The organism is Streptomyces sp. NPDC052910 (genome assembly GCF_055585605.1).
Genome location: NZ_JBVJJR010000003.1, coordinates 21,784 through 39,441 on the forward strand (window position 1 = coordinate 21,784; position 17,658 = coordinate 39,441).

A 17,658-nucleotide genomic window follows, 5' to 3' on the forward strand; every position below is an offset into this window, starting at 1 on the left:
AACCCAGTGTCGCAGCCCCGGTCCTCGGCCGGGCACCGGGGTCGGCGCGACCCGCCGCCCGGAACGGCGTCGGGCTCGCGGCGGGGGTGCCGGGAAGCCGTGGCGCCGGATCGGGCGGCGGGTCGAGGCAGGCCAGGTCGGGACGGGTCAGGTCAGGTCGGGACGGGTCAGGTCAGGTCGGGTCGGGTCAGGGCGCGTCGGGTCAGGACGGATCGAGGCGGGTCAAGGGAGCCGGAGCTCGTCCTCGACGCTCCGGTTCCGCCCGGCCAGCACGCCGGCGACGGCCTGAGGGACCAGCAGCGCGGCCAGCAGGGCGATCGGCAGGCCCCAGCCGCCGGTCTGCTGGTAGAGCCGGCCCACCAGCAGCGGCCCGGGAATGGAGATGAGGTACCCGACGCTCTGGGCGAACGCGGACAGTCGGACGACACCGCCGCCGGTCCGCGCACGCATCCCGATCATCGTCAGGGCCAGCGGGAACGAGCCGTTGGCGATGCCGAGCAGCACCGCCCAGGCCCAGGCGCCGCCCACCGGTGCGAGCCACAGCCCCGCGTACCCCACCAGACCGCAGGCGACCAGGGCCACGACCAGCGCCCCCTGGTTCCGCATCCGGGCCGCGAAGCGGGGCAGCAGGAAGGAGAACGGGACGCCCATCAGCATCGTCACCGCCGCCAGCAGCCCGGCGGTCGAGGCCGGGACGCCCGCGTCGCGGAAGATCTGGGGCATCCAGCCCATGGCGACGTAGGCGCCGGTGGCCTGGAGGCCGAAGAAGACCGCCAGGGCCCAGGCGGTGGGGCTGCTGGTGATACGCGGAGCGCGTACGGCGGGCGTGTCCGCGGTGGCGTCGGCGCTCTGAGGGGCCTGTGGGACGGGGGCGGCTCCTCGCTCCGCGCTCTCCCCTCGCGCGCCGGTCCCGCCCGGCCGCCCCTCCGCGTCGTGCCCCGGACGTTCGTCCGGCCGGCGGGCGATGACCGCCCACGGCAGCGCGGCGGCGACGGCGAGCAGGGCCCAGACGGCGAGGCCCGGGCGCCAGCCGCCGCCCATCGCGTCCGTCAGCGGCACGGTACTGGCGACGGTGACGGCCGCGCCGCCGGTGAGCGCCATGGAGTACAGGCCGGTCAGCGGGCCGACGCGGTCCGGGAACCAGCGCTTCACCACCACCGGCATGAGCACGTTGCCCACTGCGATACCGGCCAGTGCCAACGCGCTGAGCAGCAGGAACCCCACGACGCCGCCCGCGAACGGGCGCAGCGCCAGCCCGGTGGCGATGGCCGCCAGGCCGGCGCAGACGACGGCCGCCGGGCCCCAGCGGCGGGCCAGCCGGGGGGCGGCGGGGCCGAGGACCGCGAAGCAGAGGGACGGGATGGAGGTGAGCAGTCCGGCGACGGTGCCGTTCATGCCGAGCCCGTCGCGTACCTCCTCCATGAGGGAACCGAGACCGGTGACGGCGGGTCGGAGGTTGAGGGCCGCCAGCACCAGGCCGAGGGCGAGGAACCGCCGTCGCCGGGGTGGAGCGGGCCGCCGCGCGGCTCCTGTCACGATGCGGGGGGACGTTCCGCCGGGGGTCGTGGCCGTCGTGGGCTCCTTGCCCGCTGCACCTGTCATACAGCCAATCATAGAATCATGGGATGAATGGAGTGCCATGCCGCTGACTTCGCCTCACAAGGCACCCTTGGTCGACCAGGTGATCGCTCAACTGCGGACCCAGATCGCTTCCGGCGAGTGGCCGGTCGGCTCCCGCATCCCCACCGAGCCCGAGCTGGTCGAACGGCTCGGTGTCGCGCGCAACACCGTGCGCGAGGCCGTGCGCGCCCTCGCGCACAACGGGCTGCTCGCGATCCGGCAGGGCTCCGGTACGTACGTCGTCGCCACCAGCGAACTGGCCGGGGTGATGAGCCGGCGCTTCGCCCGGGCCGACCCGCGGCACGTCGCGGAACTGCGCAGCGCTCTGGAGACGAAGGCCGCGGCCCTGGCGGCGGAGCGGCGTACGGCCGCGGATCTGGACGCACTGGACCTCCTGCTGCGGCGGCGCTCGGAAGCGTGGCGGTCCGGTGATCTGGAACGGTTCGTCGAGGCCGACGCGACGTTCCACACCGCTGTCGTCGCCGCGGCGCACAACGAGGTACTGGCCGCGCTCTACGCCGATCTCGGCGTCGTCGTGCGGGAGTTCCTGCGTGCGGACGTCGGCGCCGAGCCGCGGCCCCGGACGCTGACCGACCACGGCCGGCTGGTCGAGGCCATCCGGGCCGGGGACGCGGCGACCGCCGCCGCGGAGGCCGGTGAGCATCCGTACGTGCTGCGGGAGAGGGCGCGGGACGGGGGTGCGCACGGCGGTCATCCCGCGGTGTGACTCACCCATGCCTCCCTTATGCGCAGCCAGCAGCGCTGGGAGAGGGTGACGTGGCGGGTGGGATCGACGGCCGCCGGGGCCGTGTCCATGGCCGGGTCCCACCAGTGGGCACAGCGGAGGTGGAGCTGGACGCGGTCGGGGGTGGCGTTGCCGTTGTAGCAGTCCGCTGTGGCGTGGGAGCCGCGGACGTGGGTGTGGCACTCGGCTTGCGCGGGGGCCGGCTGTGCGAGGGCCGACTGCGCGGGGGCCGGGGTGGCGGGGGCCGCCAGGGCTGTGGCCAGCAGCAGGAGGGTGGCGGTTCTGGCCGTGAGGCGGCGGTGGGTGTGGGTGTGATGGGTGTGGTGTGCGGGGGTGCGTATCACTGCCGTACCTCCTCCCACGGTGGTGCGGTTCTCTCAGTGTGGGGGTGGACGGCTCGCTTCACGAGTCGGGCCTGCGGCCCGTGCGGTGTGCCCCTGTCCCTCCCTCTCACCGTTTCTCGCGGGGGCCGGCCCCCGCACCCCCGAAACCGCGGCTCCGCGCGGTTGTCCTCCAACGCCGGACGGGCTGGGTGGAGCCGGGGACGCGCGAGGGCCGCGGTCTCCGACCGCGGCCCTCTGCTGCGTCCCTCAGAACGTCGTGCGCGTCACGCGCCCATCATGTGCACGCCACCGTCGACGTGCACGATCTCGCCCGTGGTGCGGGGGAAGAAGTCGGACAGCATGCCGACGACGCCGCGGCCGGCCGGCTCCGGGTCGGCCAGATCCCAGCCGATCGGGGCGCGGTGGTTCCAGACGTCCGCGAGCTCCTCGAAGCCCGGGATGGACTTGGCGGCCATGGACTTGATCGGGCCGGCCGAGACCAGGTTGCAGCGGATGCCCTTGGGGCCCAGGTCACGGGCGAGGTAGCGGTTGGTGCTCTCCAGCGCGGCCTTGGCGACGCCCATCCAGTCGTACTTCGGCCAGGCGATCTGGGCGTCGAAGGTGAGGCCGACGATGGAGCCGCCCTCGCGCATCAGCGGCAGCAGCGCCATGGCCAGCGACTTGTAGGAGTACGCCGAGACCTGGACGGCCGTGGAGACGTCCTCCCAGGTGGCGTCCAGGAAGGTGAAGGCACCCTGGGGGCCGAAGGCGATCGAGTGCACGATGCCGTCGAGCGGCACCTCGTCGCCGATGTGCTCGCGCACCTTGCCGGCGAGGCCGTCGAGGTGCTCCTGGTTGGTGACGTCCATCTCGATCACCGGCGCGGGCTTCGGGAGCCGCTTGGCGATGCGCTCGACCAGGGAGAGCCGGCCGAAGCCGGTCAGGACGACCTCGGCGCCCTCGTTCTGGGCCACCTTGGCGGCCTGGAAGGCGATCGACTGCTCGGTGAGGACACCCGTGACCAGGATGCGCTTGCCTGCGAGGATTCCACTCATGGTGTTCAGTGACCCATGCCCAATCCGCCGTCGACAGGAATGACGGCTCCGGTGATGTATGCGGCCTCTTCGGAGGCGAGGAAGCGGACCGAGGCGGCGATCTCCTCGGGCTGCGCGTAGCGGCCCAGCGGAACGTTGGCCACGATCCCCGCGCGCTGCTCGTCGCTGAGCACGCGCGTCATGTCGGTGTCCACGAACCCGGGCGCGACGACGTTGACGGTGATGTTCCGGGAGCCCAGCTCGCGGGCGACGGAGCGGGCGAAGCCGACGAGGCCGGCCTTGGACGCCGCGTAGTTCGCCTGGCCGGCCGAGCCCAGCAGGCCCACCACGGAGGAGATCAGCACCACGCGGCCCTTGCGGGCGCGCAGCATGGGCCGGGTGGCGCGCTTGACGACGCGGAAGGTCCCGGTGAGGTTGGTCTCCACGACCGAGGTGAAGTCCTCCTCGGACATGCGGAGCAGCAGTTGGTCGCGGGTGACGCCGGCGTTGGCCACCAGCACCTCGACCGCGCCCTGCTTCTCCTCGATCTCCTTGAACGCCTGCTCGACCTGCTCCGGGTCCGTGATGTCGCACTTCACCGCCAGGAAGTCCGCCGGCGGCTCGCCCGAGCGGTAGGTGACGGCGACCTTGTCGCCCGCGTCGGCGAACGCGCGTGCGATGGCGAGGCCGATGCCCCGGTTTCCTCCGGTGACGAGAACCGAGCGGCTCAAAGGATCACCCTTCCCTCGATGAATCCGTGCAGAGACGGAGCTGGACTGTACGAACGTATCGGTAGAGGTCGCCGGGGCGACAATCGGGCACTGACAGGTGGTGTGGCCGGTACCTGTTGGATCTCTACAGAATCTCCTGCGGAACCGGGCCGGGAGATGGGCATGATGCTCGGCGACGACCCCGGGAGGTTCCGTGCCGCACGCCATCGACGCGTCATTCCTCGCACTGCCCCTGCGCCCGCTCGCCGACGCCGCCCTCGCCCGCGCCCGCGCGCTGGGCGCCGACCACGCCGACTTCCGGCTGGAACGGGTGCGCAACGCCACCTGGCGGCTGCGCGACGCACGGCTCGCCGGGTCCGCGGACACCACGGACCTGGGGTACGCGGTGCGGGTGGTGCACGGCGGAGCCTGGGGTTTCGCCGCCGGCACGGAGCTGACGATGGACGCCGCCGCCCGGGTGGCCGGCCAGGCCGTGGCCATGGCCCGACTGGCGGGGAAGGTGACGGCCTCGGCCGGTTCGGACGAGCGGGTGGAGCTGGCGGACGAGCCGGTGCACGCGGAGCGGACCTGGGTGTCGTCCTACGAACAGGACCCGTTCGGCGTACCGGCCGCGGAGCGCACCGCGCTGCTGGCCGACTTCAGCGCGCGGCTGCTGGCCGCCGACGGGGTGGCGCACGCCGACGCGTCGCTGGTCGCCGTCCACGAGAACAAGTTCTACGCGGACACGGCGGGCACGGTCACCACGCAGCAGCGCGTCCGGGTGCACCCGCAGCTCACGGCGCTGGCCGTGGACCCGGCGGGCGGCGTGGAGTCGATGCGCACCCTGGCCCCGCCGACGGCCCGCGGCTGGGAGTACCTGACGGGCACCGGCTGGGACTGGGACGCGGAGCTGGCCGAGCTGCCGGAGCTGCTGGCGGAGAAGGTCCGCGCGCCGAGCGTGCGGCCGGGCGCGTACGACCTGGTGATCGACCCGTCCAACCTGTGGCTGACCATTCACGAGTCGATCGGGCACGCCACCGAGCTGGACCGGGCGCTCGGCTACGAGGCGGCGTACGCGGGCACCTCGTTCGCCACCCCGGACCTGCTGGGCAAGCTGGTCTACGGCTCGCCGCTGATGAACGTCACCGGCGACCGGACGGCCGAGCACGGGCTGGCGACCGTCGGCTACGACGACGAGGGAGTGGCCGCCCAGGCCTGGGACATCGTCAAGGACGGGATCCTGGTCGGCTGGCAGCTCGACCGCCGGATCGCCCGGCTGCACGGCCTCGGCCGGTCCAACGGCTGCGCCTACGCCGACTCGCCGTCGCACATCCCGGTGCAGCGGATGGCCAACGTCTCGCTGCGGCCCGCGCCGGACGGGCCGTCCACCGAGGAGCTGATCGCGGGCGTGGACCGCGGGATTTACGTCGTCGGCAACCGGTCCTGGTCGATCGACCAGCAGCGGTACAACTTCCAGTTCACGGGCCAGCGCTTCTTCCGGATCGAGCGCGGGCGGCTCGCGGGCCAGGTGCGGGACGTGGCGTACCAGGCGACCACCACGGACTTCTGGGGTTCGATGACCGCCGTGGGCGGGCCGGAGACCTATGTGCTGGGCGGGGCGTTCAACTGCGGCAAGGCGCAGCCGGGGCAGATCGCGGCGGTGTCGCACGGCTGCCCGTCGGCGCTGTTCCGCGGGGTGAACGTGCTCAACACGGTGCGGGAGGCGGGCCGGTGAGGCGCGTCGGGGAAGCGTACGGAACCGGGACGACGAGGGGAGCCCACACGTGACAGCACGTCGGAGCAGGCCGCAGGAGATCGTGGAGCGGGCCCTCTCGCTCTCCCGTGCCGACGCGTGCGCGGTGATCGTCGCCGAGCGCTCGTCGGCCGATCTGCGCTGGGCGCGCAACGCGCTGACCACCAACGGCACCGCCCGCGGGCGTGCGGTGACCGTGATCGCGACCGTGGCCGGGGCGCGGGGCACGGCCGCCGGGGTGGTGTCGGGTTCGTCGGTGACGGTCGCCGACGTGGAGTCGCTGGTGCGGGCCGCCGAGGAGGCGGCGCGCGGGGCGGGGCCGGCCGACGACGCGCGGCCCCTGGTGACGGGCGTGCCGCACTCCCCCGCGTTCGGGGAGCCGCCGGCCGAGACGTCCGCCGCCGTGTTCGACGGGTTCGCCCCGGCGCTCGGCGAGTCCTTCGCCCGGGCCCGGGCCGAGGGCCGCGAGCTGTACGGCTACGCCCGGCACCAGATGGTCACCTCCTACCTGGGGACCTCCACGGGGCTGCGGTTGCGGCACGACCAGCCGACGGGCCGGGTCGAGCTGAACGCCAAGGACGTGCGCGGCCCCGGTTCGACGTGGCTGGCGCGGGCCACCGACGACTTCGCCGGCGTCGACCCGCGGCACCTGGACGGGGAGCTGGCGCGGCGGCTGGCCTGGGCGGCCCGGGGCCGGAGCGAGCTGCCCGCCGGGCGGTACCCGACGCTGCTGCCGCCGACGGCCGTCGCGGACCTGGTGTGCTACCAGCAGTTGCGGGCGGACGCGCGGGACGCGGCGGAGGGCCGGACGGTGTTCGCGCGCCGGGGCGGCGGGACGCGGGTGGGCGAGAAGCTGTCCGGGCTGCCGCTGACCCTGCGCAGCGACCCGTCCGCCCCGGGCCTGGAGTGCGCGCCGTTCGTGCTGACGGACGGTTCGGACACCCGGTTGTCGGTCTTCGACAGCGGGCTGCCGCTGGCCGCGACGGACTGGATCCGCGACGGGGTGCTGGAACGGCTGACCGCCGGCCGGCACGCCGCCGCGCTGACGGGCCTGCCCGTCGCCCCGTACACGGACAACCTGATCCTGGAGGCGGGCGGCGCCCGGTCGCTGGAGGAGATGGTCGCCGCGAGCGGGCACGACGGGCCGGAGCTGCTGCTCACCTCGCTCTGGTACATCCGCGAGGTGGACCCGGCGTCGCTGTTGGTCACCGGGTTGACACGGGACGGTGTGCTGCTGGTGCGGGACGGTGAGGCGGTGGGCGAGGTGAACAACTTCCGGTTCAACGAGTCGCCGGTGGACCTGCTGTCCCGGGCGGTGGAGGCGGGCCGCACCGAGCGCACGCTGCCGCGTGACCTGGTCAAGGTGTGCCCGCGGGCGGCGATGCCGGCGCTGCGGGTGCCCGACTTCCACATGAGCTCCGTGAGCAAGGGGGTGTGAGAGCGAGGGGCGGTACGGGAGGGGTGCCGCGCGCACGGCCGAATAGACTGGCGCCCGACCGACCTGTTCCGCCCCCGTGCCCGCAGGGCGCCGGGGACAACCGTCCGCTACAGATCACAGGAACGCCATGACACGCCTCGGCGAATCCGTCGCCCGCGCCAGTGAGCTCCTCGCACAGGACCTCTCCCTCGACTCGACCGTGGAGCGGTTGCTCACCGAGACCAAGGCGCGGCGTTATCTGGACCTGTCGGACCTCTCGGCGCGGGAGCAGGCCGAGCTGATCGCCGGCCGTGCGGTGGAGGTGCTGCCCGGCACGGACAAGCTGGCCGAGCGGATCGACGAGCGCCGGGCCGCCGGCGAGCGGCTGCACATCAAGCTGGGCATCGACCCGACGGCGGCCGACGTGCACCTCGGCCACACCGTGCCGATGATCGTCCTCAACCGCTTCCAGCGGATGGGTCACGACGTCACGCTGCTGATCGGTGACTTCACCGCCAAGATCGGCGACCCGACGGGCCGGACGGCCGAGCGCCCGCCGCTGACCGACGAGGACATCGAGAAGAACCTCGCGGGCTACCGCGAGCAGGTGCGGCCCTTCTTCGACTTCGAGAAGGTCCGCTTCCGGCAGAACAGCGAGTGGCTGGCCCCCTTCACCTTCCCGGAGCTGCTGGGCCTGCTCAACCAGGTGCCGGTCTCGCAACTGCTGCAGCGCGAGGACTTCCGCAACCGCCTCGCCGCGGGCTCGGGCCTGACCATGTCGGAGCTGATGTACCCGATCGCGCAGGGCCTGGACTCGGTGGCGCTGGACTGCGACGTGGAGCTGGGCGGTGCCGACCAACTGCTCAACCTCCAGATGGGCCGCAAGCTGATGGAGCTGCGCGGGCAGCGTCCGCAGCTCGTGGTGACCATGCCGCTGATCGAGGGCACCGACGGCACCGGCGCGAAGATGTCCAAGTCCAAGGGCAACTACGTCGGTCTGACCGCCCCCGCCGACGACGTCTTCGGCAAGATCATGTCGGTCCCGGACCGGCTGATGGAGCCGTACCTGAAGGCGTGGACGGAGTGGACGGACGCCGAGATCAAGCAGGCGCTCTCCCGGATCGAGGAGCGCTCGCTGCACCCGATGGACCTGAAGAAGGTCCTCGCGGGTGAGGTCGTGGCCGCGCTCTACGGGGTCGAGGCCGCGATGGCCGCCCGGGCCGGTTTCGTCGCCCAGTTCTCGAAGAAGTCCTTCACCGACGTGGGCGACCTGCCGGTGGTCGAGGTGGCCGAGCACGGTGCCGAGCCGGTCACGGCCGTGCTGAGCAAGGTGCTGGGCTTCCAGCCGAGCGCCTCGGCCGCGCGCCGGGTCGCCAAGCAGAACGGTCTGCGGCTGGTCGTGGAGGCCGACGGCGGGCAGCAGGCGATCGTGCTGGCCGAGGCGGACGCGATCCGTCCGCTGGCCGAGGTGGTGCCCGAGCTGCTGTCGGGCGCGGGGCTTTCGGCGGCGGGCACCGTCTACCTCAAGACGGGCCGGCGGATCGCGGAGCTGCGCGGGCTGTAGCCGTCCCCGCGAGTCGTCCCCCGCCGGGGGTCCGCCTCGCGAAACGTCCCTCGCGCGGGCGGGCGGGCCGGGTCTCCGGTCCGCCCGCCCGCGTTCGAGGGGACGGTGGCCTCGCGCGGATCCGTCGGGGTGTACGGCGGTCTCCCGCCGGAAGCCCCCTAGGTCCGCGCTCCCCGCCTGCCCCGCACCCCGGCCCAGAGCCGGTCTCCGATGGCGACCACGATGACGGCGCCGATCAGTTGGAGCAGGTGCCGGATCCAGTCCACGCCATGGGTGTGGTGGACCCCCAGTCCGGTGGCGGCCCAGTTGCCCAGGACGGCGCCGATCATGCCGCAGATGATCGTCAGCCAGATGGGGATCGCTTGCTTGCCCGGCAGGATCGCCTTGGCGATCAGGCCGAGAACGAGACCGACGATGATGGCCCACAACCAGTTCATGCCGCCTCCTCGTGCGACGCTGCGGAGCGTGCTCACGCCAGTGTCGGCCCGCCACCCGTCCGGCGCACGCCGAAGCCCTCCGTACGCCGTCCCGTGCACGTCGAGCGCCCTCCCGGCGGCGAATCCGGAGGTGCCCCGCCCTCGTCCCGTCGCGGGCCGCGGCGTAACGTTGAGTACACACCGGTGCGGGGAACGGACCGCGCCGGAGGGCAGTGAGGCGAATCGGGTGGTGGACGTGATACGGAAGCGCGGACAGGCGGAGGCCTTCCGGATCACCGGGGCCCGCCAGGGGCTGGCCGAGGACGTACGAGGCCGGCAGCGCCGTTACGTGATCTCGATGGGGGTCCGCACGGTCTCCGTCATCCTGACCGTGGTGCTCTGGAACGTGGAGCGTTACGTGGCGGTCGGCACGCTGGTGCTCGGCCTGCTGCTGCCCTACGTCGCGGTCGTCATCGCCAACGCGGGCCGGGAGAACGTCCCTTCGCTCCCCCAGACGTTCATTCCCGCGCCGACGCGGCCCGCGCTGCCGCACGGGGCCGGTGGAGCGGAAGAGTCCGCTGATGGGAGCGGTCGCGAGGGTCAACAGGGCGGCCAGGACTGAGCCTTGGCGTAAGCGCCCGATAAGGGCAAGCTCAGGAAAAGCTCAAATCAATCATGTCTTTCGGTGCCCTTCGCGGGGCTCTCCGTGACATACTTCGTAGGCGCTCCGCATCCCCCGTCGGAGCGAATGATCGACGCCGGGCGGCTTCCCCCGTGGCTGCCCGGCGTCGTCGTGTCCGGACGCCGGCAGGGCGTGCCGAGGCCGGAGGGGGCCGCGAGTGCCAGGGGTACGCGGTTACGTAGAGTTGACGCGTGAACTTCCCTGAGACCGCCCCGATCTGCTCCGCCAAGGGCTGCCGCGCCCCCGCGGTGTGGGTGCTGGCGTGGAACAACCCCAAGCTGCACACCCCCGAGCGCCGCAAGACCTGGCTGGCCTGCGAGGAGCACCGCGAGCACCTGTCGAACTTCCTGGGGCTGCGCGGCTTCCTCAAGGACGTGGTGCGGTTCGAGGAGTGGGAGGCGCGGGAGCGCTGATCCCCCGGCCGTCGGCCGTCTCAGCCCCCGGCCGTCCCGCCGCCGGTCCCCGCCTCAGCCGCCGATCGCGGACATCGGGCGGCGCGGCTGGAGGAACGTCGGGTCGTCGAGGCCCGAGCCCGCCTTCTTGCCCCGCATGGCCCGCCGCCAGAGCTCGGCGATCTCCTCGTCGCCGGCCCCCGAGCGCAGGGCGCCCCGCAGGTCCGTCTCCTCGGTGGCGAACAGGCAGGTGCGCACCTGCCCGTCGGCGGTGAGCCGGGTGCGGTCGCAGGCCGCGCAGAACGGACGGGTGACGGAGCCGATGACGCCGACCCGGGCCGGGCCGCCGTCGACCAGCCAGCGCTCGGCGGGCGCGGAGCCGCGCTCCGGGCCAGGCTCGGGGGTGAGGTCGAAGCGGGTGCGCAGGCTCGTCAGGATGTCCCCCGCGGTGATCATCCGCTCGCGGCGCCAGCCGTGCTGGGCGTCCAGCGGCATCTGCTCGATGAAGCGCAGCTCGTAGCCGTTCTCGACGGCCCAGGCGAGCAGGTCGGGGGCCTCGTCCTCGTTGATGCCCGGCATCAGCACGGTGTTGACCTTGACGGGTTCGAGGCCGGCGGCGCGGGCCGCGGCGAGGCCGTCGAGGACGTCGTGGTGGCGCCGGCGCCGGGTGAGGGTGGCGAAGACGTCGGGCCGCAGGGTGTCGAGGGAGACGTTCACCCGGTCCAGGCCGGCGGCCTTCAGGGCGTCGGCGGTGCGGGCCAGGCCGATGCCGTTGGTGGTGAGCGACAGCCGGGGGCGGACCCCGTCGGCCCGGAGGGCCGAGCACCGCGCGACGATGTCCGTCAGGCCGGGGCGGAGCAGCGGTTCGCCGCCGGTGAAGCGGACCTCGGTGACGCCGAGGAGGGTGACGGCGATCCGCACCAGGCGGACGGTCTCGTCGTCGGTGAGCAGCTCGGGCTTGGGGAGCCAGGCGAGGCCCTCTTCGGGCATGCAGTAGGTGCAGCGGAGGTTGCACCGGTCGGTCAGGGAGACGCGCAGGTCGGTGGCGACGCGGCCGTAGGTGTCGATGAGCACGGCGCTGCCCCTCCCACTGATCGCCGATGTGCCGATGCCCGCAGCGTACGCGATGCCCCGGAGCGCCGACAGCTCGTCGGAGCGCCGGTGTTCCGGGGCGTGGGGGTCACGCGGGGCGTACGGTCAGTGGGCGCCGTAGCCGGTGAGCGAGCGGACCTCCAGCTCGGCGTACTTCTTCGGGTCGGCGGCCTCGCGGGAGAGCAGCGAGCCCAGCCAGCCGAGCAGGAAGCCCAGCGGGATGGAGACCAGGCCGGGGTTGCCGAGCGGGAACCAGTCGAAGCTCATGCCGGGGAAGAGCGCCTTCTCGTTGCCGGAGACGACCGGCGAGAAGATCACCAGGGTGACGGAGCTGACGAGTCCGCCGTAGATCGACCACAGGGCGCCCTGGGTGGTGAAGCGCTTCCAGAACAGGCTGTAGAGGACCGTCGGCAGGTTGGCCGAGGCGGCGACGGCGAAGGCGAGGGCGACCAGGGCGGCGGCGTTGAGCCGGTGGGCGAAGATGCCCAGTGCGATGGAGATCCCGCCGATCACCACGGCCGCGATCTTGGCGGTGAGCAGCTCCTCCTTCTCGCCGGTCCGGCCCTTGCGGATCACGTTGGCCCACAGGTCGTGGGCGAACGACGCGGAGGAGGCGAGGGTGAGTCCCGCGACCACCGCGAGGATGGTGGCGAAGGCGACGGCCGAGATCACCGCGAGCAGGATGGCGCCGCCGGTGGAGCCGGCGCCGCCGCCGACCTCCTCGGCGAGCAGCGGTGCGGCGGTGTTGCCGGACTCGTTGGAGTGGGTGATCGCCTCCGAGCCGACCAGGGCGGCGGCGCCGAAGCCCAGCGCGATGGTCATCAGGTAGAACGCGCCGATGATGCCGATGGCCCAGTTCACCGACTTCCGGGCGGCCTTGGCGGTGGGCACGGTGTAGAAGCGGATCAGGATGTGCGGCAGGCCGGCCGTGCCCAGGACGAGCGCGATGCCCAGGGAGACGAAGTTGAGCTTGGACGTGCCGTCCTTGCCGTACTGGAGTCCGGGTTCCAGGAACTTCTTGCCCTTGCCGCTCTTGTCGGCCGCGGCGCCGAGCAGCTCGGAGAGGTTCCAGTGGAACTTGTTGAGCACGAGGATGGTGATCAGCAGGGTGCCCGCGATGAGCAGGACCGCCTTGACGATCTGCACCCAGGTGGTGCCCTTCATCCCGCCGATCGTCACGTACAGCACCATCACCAGCCCGACCAGGGCGATGATCCAGCGCCGCGATCCCTCGCCGCTCGCGCCCAGCAGCAGGGCCACGAGGGCGCCGGCGCCGACCATCTGGGCCAGCAGGTAGAAGATCGAGACGACGATGGTGGAGGTGCCGGCGGCGGTGCGCACCGGCCGCTGCTTCAGCCGGTGGGCGAGGACGTCGGCCATGGTGAAGCGGCCGGAGTTGCGCAGCGGCTCGGCGACGAGCAGCAGGGCGACCAGCCAGGCGACGAGGAAGCCGATGGAGTAGAGGAAGCCGTCGTAGCCGAAGAGGGCGATGGCGCCGGCGATGCCGAGGAACGAGGCGGCGGACATGTAGTCGCCGGAGATGGCGAGCCCGTTCTGGAAGCCGGTGAAGGAGCGGCCGCCCGCGTAGAAGTCGTCGGTGCCCTTGGTCTGCCGGCCGGCCCAGACGGTGATGCCCAGGGTGATGGCGACGAAGACGGAGAACAGGGTGATGATCAGAGTGCGGTGCTCCCCGGCGCCGCCCGCGGCGGCGAGCGCGTGGACGGCGGTCGGGGCGGCGGTGGGTGCGCCGGTCATTCGGCGGCCTCCATACGGGCCTTGAGGGCTTCCGCCTTGGGGTCGATGCGGGCCGCGGCGTGCCGCGCGTACCACCAGGCGATGAGGAACGTGGTGAGGAACTGGGCCAGCCCGAGGACGAGGGCGACGTTGACGTGCCCGGCCACGGTGGTGCCCATGAAGTCGCCCGCGTAGTTCGACAGCAGGACGTAGAGCAGGTACCAGCCGATGAAGGCGACGGTCAGCGGGAAGGCGAAGGAGCGGTGCGCCCGGCGCAGTTCGCCGAACTCGGCGCTCTCCTGGACGGCGGTGAAGCGGTCGGGCTGACCGGGGATGCCGGGACGGGCGGACGCGCCCTGCGGGTGTGCTGTGGTGGGTGGGGTCTCCGCGACCTCTTCTGAGTCCACGGCCTCTCCTGACGGTGGGGTTGGGGGGTGCGAGTGGTGACCGATGTGCGAGGTACTGTGATTCGGATCACGCATCGTAGAGGGACACCGCAGTATGCGACAGGGGGAGGACGCCGCATGACGCAGCGCGGCCGGACGGCGCAATACCCGGCGCGCGCCGCCTCGTTGACCTGGTGTGAGCACCGAGTCGCCGCCTCAGCCGCAGTCCCCCGGTCGACGCCCGTTCGGAATCATCAGGTTGACGTCCCCCATAGCGGCCGTCCCCGCCGCCCGGCCCGCCGCCCTCCCCACCGCGGGCCGCTGGTACGGGCCGCGGGTGCCGCTGCCGGTGCTGAGCATCGACGCCCTGCGCGGGGGCGGCGCCGACTGAGCCCTCATGCCCCTAGGCGCCGAGCCGCTCCCGCCGCGCACCCCGTCGGCCCGTCCGCGCGGGGTGTACGGCGAAGTGTCCGCCCCCGGGCGGAGAGCGGACGGACTGTCCCGTTCCCCCTGGCTTGCGGCGGGCATGCGCCGTTTTTTTCTTGGGGAATTCATTGCTCACGGCCCATGATCGGCGCTAGCTTCACTCGTCATGTACCCGTCCGGCACGCCCGGTGCCCGGACGGCTCCCCGGACGATGTGGAGTTCCCATGGCTCATCTGCGCCCCAGACGCCGGCACGCCGCCCTCGCCTTCCCCGTCGGCCTGGCGCTGACCGCCTCGATCGGCTTCCTGCCGGGCACCGCCTCGGCCGTCGCGCCGGCCGCGCAGACCAAGGTGCGGACGGACGGTCCGCTGCTGTCGTACGTGGTCAACACCGGCACCGAGCGGGCCACGCTCGACCAGGCGAAGAAGGCCGTGGGCCGCAACGGCGGCAGCATCGTGGAGTCGTACGACAAGATCGGCGTCATCGTCGTCCACTCCAAGAACCCCGACTTCGCCAAGGCGCTGCGCGCGGTGCCCGGCGTGGAGTCGGCGGGAGCCACCCGGACCGCCCCCATCGCCCCGGCGGCCACGACGGACGTCGGCAAGCCCGAGAAGCTGAAGCTCTCGAAGGGCAACGCGCTGGCCGCCGCCAAGACCGCCAAGCCGGGCAAGGAGCCGCTGGAGAGCCTCCAGTGGGACCTCCCCGCCATCAAGGCGGACAAGGCCGCGAAGGTCAACCCGGGCAGCCGCAAGGTCACCGTCGGCGTCATCGACACGGGCGTCGACGACACCCACCCCGACCTCGCGCCGAACTTCTCCCGCGCCCAGTCGGCGAGCTGCGTCACCGGCAAGGCGGACACCCGGGCGGGCGCCTGGCGTCCGTACGACCCCGCGACCGACTACCACGGCACGCACGTGGCGGGCACCATAGCCGCGGCCCGCAACGGCATAGGCGTCGCGGGGGTCGCCCCGAACACCAAGGTCTCCGCCATCAAGGTGAGCACCAAGGGCGGCAGCTTCTTCTACGCGGAGAGCGTGGTCTGCGCCTTCGTCTTCGCCGCCGACCACGGCATCGCGGTGACGAACAACAGCTACTACGTCGACCCGTGGATGTTCAACTGCGCCAACGACGCGGACCAGAAGGCGATAGCCGACGCGGTCCGGCGCGCCACCGCGTACGCCGACCGCAAGGGCGTCGTCAACGTGGCCTCCGCGGGCAACTCCAACTTCGACCTGGGCTCGAAGAAGATCAGGGACACGTCGAGCCCCAACGACACCAAGCCCGCGCCGCGTGACATCGACCCGTCCACCTGCCTGGACGTCCCGGCCCAGTTGCCCGGCGTCGTCACCGTCTCCGCGACCGGCGTCAACTCGCTGAAGTCGTACTACTCCAACTACGGCCAGGGCGCCATCGACGTCGCGGCCCCCGGCGGCGACGTCCGTCAGGTGCCCGACGCCCCCGCCAAGGACGGCCGGATCCTGTCCACCATGCCCGGCGGCGACTACGCCTGGCTGCAGGGCACCTCGATGGCCGGTCCGCACGTGGCCGGTGTGGCGGCGCTGCTGAAGGCCACGCACCCGAAGTCGAACGCGGCCGAGATCCAGTGGATCCTCAAGGCCCAGGCGAAGAACCCGGGCTGCCCGGTGAACGCCCCCGCGGACGCTCCCTGCGTCGGCACCAAGAACATCAACAGCCACTACGGCTACGGCATCGTCGACGCCCTGGCGGCCGTGAAGAACTGACGCACACCCGACGCGCGGAGGGGGTCCGGCCGGTGCCGGGCCCCCTCCGCGTCGTCGGCGGCGGCCCGCAGGATCCCGTCGGCCAGCAGGTACTGGGCGCCCAGATAGGTCAGCATGATCCAGAACTGGGGTACGGGCGGCTGCGGCCGGCCGGCGAGGCCGGCGGCGATGAGGGTGTCCGAGAGCAGGAAGAGCGTGCCGCCCGCGGCGCCCCGGACGCCGAGCCGGGTCGCCTGGTGGCCCACGGCCGTCAGCAGCAGGCCGTAGAGCGCGACGGGCAGCCGGAGTCCGGCCGGCAGGCCCGGCAGGAGCAGGGCGGTGGTGCCGGCCCAGGCGACGGCGTGGCCGGCCGCGAGACGGCGGCCCGCGCCCCGGCCTCCGTGCCGTGCGGCGAGGGCGAGATAGCAGGCGTGGCCGGCCGCGAAGGCGCCCATGCCCAGCAGGAACGGGAGTTCGCCGGACACCTGGAGCAGGGTGTCGCCGGCGCAGCCGAACAGCAGGGCCAGGGCGAGCGGCCGGGGCCCGCCGCACCGCAGGACGTACTCGGCGAGCAGCGGCATCAGGACCGGCTTGGTGGCGCGGGCGACGGGCGCCGTGCCGGTCGCGAGGGCGCCCAGGTGGACGCCCGCGGCGGCGGCGAAGGCGAGCCGGGGCCGGCGCGCGGCTCCCCGCAGGGCGCGCCGGAGGGCCGGGGCCCTCATCCGACGCTCTCCGGCGCGGCGGCCCCCTCGGCCGGGGCGCGGCGTGGCACGGCCACCGCCGGCGGCCGCGGCTGCCAGCCGGGGCCGCGGAAGATCCGGCCGGCCCGTTCGCGCCAGGAGCGGGCCGTGCGGAGGTCGCGGGCGATGGCGGCGTACTCGTGGGTGGCGACCCGGAGCGGGTTGTAGGTGTGGATGTTCTTCGTCAGCCCGTAGACCGGCCGTTCGCCCTCGGCGACGAAGGAGCCGAAGAGGCGGTCCCAGACGATGAGGATGCCGCCGAAGTTGCGGTCCAGGTAGCCGCCTTGCGAGGCGTGGTGGACGCGGTGGTGCGACGGGGTGTTCAGGACGTACTCGAACGGCCGGGGCAGCTTGCCGATCCGCTCCGTGTGCACCCAGAACTGGTAGACGAGGTTGGCCCCGGAGCAGAAGGCCACCGCGGCCGGGTGCACGCCGGCGGCGACCATCGGGACGTAGAACGGCCAGACCGTCCAGGTCGTCCAGGGCTGGCGGAGCGCGGTGGTGAAGTTGAACTTGCGGCTGGAGTGGTGCACCACGTGGCACGCCCAGAGGATCCTGACGACGTGGTGCCCGCGGTGCGACCAGTAGTAGAAGAAGTCCTGGGCGAACAGCATCAGGGGCAGCGTCCACCACAGCACGGGTATCCGCAGCGGCGTGAGCTCGTGGATCGCGCTGTACACCGCCACGATCGGGATCTTCCAGAGCGCGTCGAAGGCGACGCTCCCCACGCCCATGCCGATGCTGGTCGCCGCGTCCTTGGTCTCGTACCCCTCGGCCTCGTCGTCCGGATGGATCCGGTAGCTCACCACTTCGATCGCGGTGAGCACGGCGAACGCGGGGACCGACCACAACACGACATCCGGAAGGTGCGGCATGACGGCACCATAAGCACCCCTACGGGCG

18 protein-coding genes are annotated in these 17,658 nt (G+C 72.7%); 8 read left to right on the top strand and 10 right to left on the bottom strand.

Translation table 11 applies throughout. The annotated features are described in order from the left end of the window. Positions 1–222: 222 nt before the first annotated feature. Positions 223–1,602 (bottom strand): CynX/NimT family MFS transporter, encoded by a 1,380-nt coding sequence (locus ACZ6X9_RS11080; RefSeq protein WP_469777708.1) that lies wholly within the window; start codon positions 1,600–1,602, stop codon positions 223–225. Positions 1,603–1,639: 37 nt separating this feature from the next. Between ACZ6X9_RS11080 and ACZ6X9_RS11085 the strand changes: the two genes are divergently transcribed. After that, positions 1,640–2,347, top strand: coding sequence for a FadR/GntR family transcriptional regulator (locus ACZ6X9_RS11085; protein WP_469777709.1), 708 nt, complete (start codon positions 1,640–1,642; stop codon positions 2,345–2,347). Here ACZ6X9_RS11085 and ACZ6X9_RS11090 read toward each other — a convergent pair. The 3 genes from ACZ6X9_RS11090 to fabG all read right to left on the bottom strand — a co-directional run bounded on the left by ACZ6X9_RS11090 (position 2,332) and on the right by fabG (position 4,453). Continuing rightward, positions 2,332–2,709: a hypothetical protein gene (locus ACZ6X9_RS11090; protein WP_469777710.1), complete on the bottom strand. Its 378-nt coding sequence runs from the start codon at positions 2,707–2,709 to the stop codon at positions 2,332–2,334. The genes ACZ6X9_RS11085 and ACZ6X9_RS11090 overlap by 16 nt on opposite strands. Before the next feature lie 263 nt (positions 2,710–2,972). Further along, the gene (fabI, locus tag ACZ6X9_RS11095) at positions 2,973–3,743 is read right to left on the bottom strand and encodes an enoyl-ACP reductase FabI (RefSeq protein ID WP_469777711.1); all 771 of its coding nucleotides are present in this window, start codon (positions 3,741–3,743) and stop codon (positions 2,973–2,975) included. Between the two features lie 5 nt (positions 3,744–3,748). Next, positions 3,749–4,453, bottom strand: coding sequence for a 3-oxoacyl-[acyl-carrier-protein] reductase (fabG, locus tag ACZ6X9_RS11100; protein WP_436781795.1), 705 nt, complete (start codon positions 4,451–4,453; stop codon positions 3,749–3,751). 193 nt (positions 4,454–4,646) lie between these two features. Between fabG and ACZ6X9_RS11105 the strand changes: the two genes are divergently transcribed. From ACZ6X9_RS11105 to tyrS, 3 genes are all read left to right on the top strand, one after another. Further along, complete coding sequence (locus ACZ6X9_RS11105; RefSeq protein ID WP_469777712.1) at positions 4,647–6,167, top strand: TldD/PmbA family protein; 1,521 nt, start codon at positions 4,647–4,649, stop codon at positions 6,165–6,167. Between the two features lie 49 nt (positions 6,168–6,216). Continuing rightward, the gene (locus ACZ6X9_RS11110) at positions 6,217–7,623 is read left to right on the top strand and encodes a metallopeptidase TldD-related protein (RefSeq protein WP_469777713.1); all 1,407 of its coding nucleotides are present in this window, start codon (positions 6,217–6,219) and stop codon (positions 7,621–7,623) included. Positions 7,624–7,750: 127 nt separating this feature from the next. After that, a complete protein-coding gene (gene tyrS / locus ACZ6X9_RS11115) occupies positions 7,751–9,166 on the top strand; it encodes a tyrosine--tRNA ligase (RefSeq protein ID WP_469777714.1) in 1,416 nt (471 codons plus the stop codon). A 158-nt stretch (positions 9,167–9,324) separates the two neighbouring features. On the opposite strand, the gene ACZ6X9_RS11120 is transcribed toward tyrS, so the two are convergent. Next, positions 9,325–9,603: a GlsB/YeaQ/YmgE family stress response membrane protein gene (locus ACZ6X9_RS11120; RefSeq protein WP_469777715.1), complete on the bottom strand. Its 279-nt coding sequence runs from the start codon at positions 9,601–9,603 to the stop codon at positions 9,325–9,327. 226 nt (positions 9,604–9,829) lie between these two features. On the opposite strand from ACZ6X9_RS11120, the gene ACZ6X9_RS11125 reads away from it, so the two are divergent. Beyond that, positions 9,830–10,204 carry a DUF3099 domain-containing protein gene (locus tag ACZ6X9_RS11125; RefSeq protein ID WP_469777716.1) on the top strand — a complete coding sequence of 125 codons (375 nt, stop codon included), beginning with the start codon at positions 9,830–9,832 and terminating at the stop codon, positions 10,202–10,204. A 251-nt stretch (positions 10,205–10,455) separates the two neighbouring features. Then, the gene (locus ACZ6X9_RS11130) at positions 10,456–10,677 is read left to right on the top strand and encodes a hypothetical protein (RefSeq protein ID WP_469777717.1); all 222 of its coding nucleotides are present in this window, start codon (positions 10,456–10,458) and stop codon (positions 10,675–10,677) included. 54 nt (positions 10,678–10,731) lie between these two features. Here the strand turns inward: ACZ6X9_RS11130 and moaA are convergent, their stop codons facing one another. The 3 genes from moaA to ACZ6X9_RS11145 form a co-directional block, all read right to left on the bottom strand. Next, entirely contained in the window at positions 10,732–11,730 is a 999-nt protein-coding gene (gene moaA, locus ACZ6X9_RS11135) for a GTP 3',8-cyclase MoaA (RefSeq protein WP_469777718.1), read from the bottom strand. A gap of 123 nt (positions 11,731–11,853) precedes the next feature. Then, positions 11,854–13,503: a solute symporter family protein gene (locus tag ACZ6X9_RS11140; RefSeq protein ID WP_469777719.1), complete on the bottom strand. Its 1,650-nt coding sequence runs from the start codon at positions 13,501–13,503 to the stop codon at positions 11,854–11,856. Beyond that, complete coding sequence (locus tag ACZ6X9_RS11145; protein WP_469778627.1) at positions 13,500–13,817, bottom strand: DUF485 domain-containing protein; 318 nt, start codon at positions 13,815–13,817, stop codon at positions 13,500–13,502. Before ACZ6X9_RS11145 ends, ACZ6X9_RS11140 begins: the two co-directional genes overlap by 4 nt. A gap of 310 nt (positions 13,818–14,127) precedes the next feature. Here ACZ6X9_RS11145 and ACZ6X9_RS11150 point away from each other — a divergent pair, with 310 nt between their 5' ends. Beyond that, positions 14,128–14,259 (top strand): hypothetical protein, encoded by a 132-nt coding sequence (locus ACZ6X9_RS11150; RefSeq protein WP_469777720.1) that lies wholly within the window; start codon positions 14,128–14,130, stop codon positions 14,257–14,259. A gap of 259 nt (positions 14,260–14,518) precedes the next feature. Then, positions 14,519–16,036 (top strand): S8 family serine peptidase, encoded by a 1,518-nt coding sequence (locus ACZ6X9_RS11155; protein WP_469777721.1) that lies wholly within the window; start codon positions 14,519–14,521, stop codon positions 16,034–16,036. Here ACZ6X9_RS11155 and ACZ6X9_RS11160 read toward each other — a convergent pair. Next, positions 15,997–16,737: a lysoplasmalogenase gene (locus tag ACZ6X9_RS11160; RefSeq protein WP_469777722.1), complete on the bottom strand. Its 741-nt coding sequence runs from the start codon at positions 16,735–16,737 to the stop codon at positions 15,997–15,999. The two genes, ACZ6X9_RS11155 and ACZ6X9_RS11160, sit on opposite strands and share 40 nt — an antisense overlap. After that, positions 16,734–17,630, bottom strand: coding sequence for a sterol desaturase family protein (locus ACZ6X9_RS11165; RefSeq protein ID WP_469777723.1), 897 nt, complete (start codon positions 17,628–17,630; stop codon positions 16,734–16,736). Before ACZ6X9_RS11165 ends, ACZ6X9_RS11160 begins: the two co-directional genes overlap by 4 nt. Positions 17,631–17,658 lie beyond the last annotated feature (28 nt).